At 72.9% G+C, this 2,731-nt stretch carries 2 protein-coding genes; both read left to right on the forward strand.

Features of this window, described 5'->3' with window-relative positions; genetic code table 11:
- The first annotated feature begins 702 nt into the window (after positions 1-702).
- A complete protein-coding gene (locus D1643_RS10535) occupies positions 703-1,560 on the forward strand; it encodes a hypothetical protein (protein WP_160710568.1) in 858 nt (285 codons plus the stop codon).
- A 334-nt stretch (positions 1,561-1,894) separates the two neighbouring features.
- The coding region (gene nrfD, locus D1643_RS10540; protein WP_160710569.1) for an NrfD/PsrC family molybdoenzyme membrane anchor subunit at positions 1,895-2,731 on the forward strand (837 nt) is incomplete at its 3' end.

Raw genomic sequence — 2,731 nt, forward strand, 5'->3', positions numbered from 1 at the left:
CGCACAGCGCCTGCGGGGGCCTGCCGCCCATGTCGCGCATCGTCGGCGTAAACAACCTATTGGCACACAACAGCTAGGCGTCCGCGCGCGTTCGCAGCGGGGGCGGCTCCTGTCAAAAATCGAGGTTATGCGCCGTTTTTCGGGGCCGTTTTGTCGCGGAGGGGAGTTAGCCGGGGCTTTTTGCAGGAGAAACGTCGGCTGTGTGGGTCTGGCGCAGGGAAAGCGGGGTGTGAGGCGACGCACAACCTCGATTTTTGGCGGAAATCGGCGCGCGGCGGCGCACGGGCGCGTGGCGTTCCGAGCGGCTCGCGGGCGCGTGTCGGCGCACGGGCGCGCGCCGTCTGGGGCGCGGGGTTCTACGAGGCCCCGGTGGCGGCCGCCCCGCCGTGCGGCGCCCGCGCCCGCTGGGCTTCCCGACGGCCCCATCGTCGCGAGGCCCTCTCCCCGCAGCGTCGGGTTGGCTTCCGGCGGAGGTCGCGCTTTCACCGTGTTGGGCAGCGAGGCGCGTGTCGGTGCCGCGCTTCTCGGGGCGCGCCCGCGCGCGAGCTTTCAAGGTAGGGGCCGCCTGCGCAGGGGGGGCTGCTTCCGTGGTGCAGTGGCACGATATGACTAATGCGGGCTCGGTGTGTGACGGGGGTTCACGTGCTGCCTGAGGCAGGCGGCGGTCATGCTCGGTTCGAGGCGAGGGCGAGGAGAGGCTCCATGAGGCTGCTGATGAGGCGCGTGCTCAGCTTGCTGTGCGTTGCGCTGCTCGCAGGGTCGCTGGCGCCGGCTGTCGCTCTGGCTGCGCCGGCTGGCGACGAGTGTGTGGGAGGGCCTGTGCCCGAGGCGGTCGCCGAGGTCGGTCGCGGCGGCGGGGATGCCCCCGAGGCTGATCGGCCGGCCCTGCGGCTGGACGACATCCGCACCGCCGACATCCGCACGTCAGCCGAGGTGCGCTCGGCGCTCTTCGCGCCCACTGCGCAGGGCGAGGCCGCGCTCGCGCCCGGGCGGCACGCGGCCTTCATCGATCGCATCGACGTGCCGGCCTACGCGTGCGACTTCTACGACCTGCTGGCAGAGGCGAGCGACGGCGACGGCGTGGACGACTATCTCATCGAGGATCGCTGGTTCGACGGGGCGTCCCTTCCCGAGGCGAACCCGGCCGCCGGCCCGGCGGGGTCCGTCGAGGGCTACGCCGCGCTGCACGCGGGCACCCTTCCCGGTGCCGGAAAGCTGGGCGATGACGAACGGGCCGCGGCCTCGGACGGGGCCATAGCCGCGCTCTACGCCGTGATCGCCGCCTTCGATCGCGATCACCCGGAGGTGTTCTGGCTGGCCCCGCGCGTTTCCCTGGCATCGGCGTGTGATGGCGATGACCTGCTGCTCTTCTTCCTGCCATGTGGATCGCCGCCCTCCGCCTCCCGCGGTGCGGGCTGCGCGGCCCCGCATCCGGCCGCCGCCGGTTTCCCGGGCTGCGCGCCTCTCTCCGCGTCCGGTTGCCGCCCTGCCTCTCCGCTTTGCCATCCCGCCCGGGCCGACGCCTCTCGCGTCCCAAAATGGCCAAAACCGACGGCCTGACGACAGAAAGCGGGCTCCGCGTATCCGCTGTGGCTCGGTTTCGTCCTAGCTGCCCAGCGCGACCTGCGGTTTTGCCGAACGGCAGGCGGCTTTCTGGCCCAGGGGCCTCGCCGGGCGTCGTCAAGCCGTCGATTTTGGCCATTTTGCGCCCGCGTTCTGCACAGACTGTCGCCGGGGGAGGGCACGCCATCCCCGCCTCGACGTTTCCGCGGTCCTGTGCCTCGCTTTCGCCCGCCAGCGCTTTGCCCTGACCCTATGACACGCTGTCATATACTTACTCCGCGCTTTGTGGCATACTGCGGGGGAGGAAGCGACGGGGGCCGAAGGGGGAGGAATGCTCGGCGAGCTGGCGGTGCTCTACCTGTTTCTGGGCGGCGCGGGCGCCGGGTGCGTGGCGGCGTGCTCGCTGGTCGACCTGCTGTGGCTGCGCGAGCCCTTCGGGGCGACGACGGCTTACGGGCCCGACCCGGCGGTGGAACCGGCGCGGCGCGCGGTGGCGCTGGGGTTTGCCCTGGGGCTTGGCGTGCTCGTGGCCGGCGTGGCGTGCCTCGCCTTCGACCTGGGGCGGATCGACCGCGTGCTGGCGCTGTTCCTGATGCCGCAGCCGACGGTGATGAGCGTCGGGGCCTTCGCCCTGGCGGCGCTCGTCGCGGTGGCGGCGCCCTTGGCGGCGGTGCGGCTGCTGTACCTGCCGGCCCTTGGCCGGCCAGCGGTCACCGCGCTGGAGGCGCTAGCCGTGGTGTTGGGCCTGGTGGTCATGGTCTACACGGGGCTCCTGCTGCAGTCGCTGCAGGGCGCGGGGCTGTGGCGGTCGGTCTGGCTGCCGGTGCTGTTCGCGCTGTCGTCGGCGTCGTGCGGCGTCGCGCTGACGCTGGCCTGCTGCCCGTGGGTCGGCGACGACGCGGCCCTGCGTCGGCTGACGCGCGCGCTCATGCGGGTGGACGGCGTGCTCATCGCAGCCGAGGTCGTGGCGGCGGCGCTGTTCGCGGGCCTCGCGGCCGCGAGCGCGCACCCTGGCGCGGCCCTGGCGGCCGATGCGTTGCTGACAGGTCCGCAGGCTGCGGCCTGGTGGCTCGGCTTCGGGCTGTGCGGGCTGGGGCTGCCCCTGGCCGTCGAGGCGACGTGCCTGCTGGGGCGCGGGCGCTCGGCGCCGCGCGGCATCGTGCTGGCG

It is taken from the genome of Enterorhabdus sp. P55 (genome assembly GCF_009911695.1).
Lineage (GTDB): Bacteria > Actinomycetota > Coriobacteriia > Coriobacteriales > Eggerthellaceae > Enterorhabdus.

Excerpts from the sequence above, each read along its gene's own strand:
- D1643_RS10535 (WP_160710568.1), top strand. The coding sequence starts at position 703 with ATGAGGCTGCTGATGAGGCGCGTGCTCAGCTTGCTGTGCGTTGCGCTG.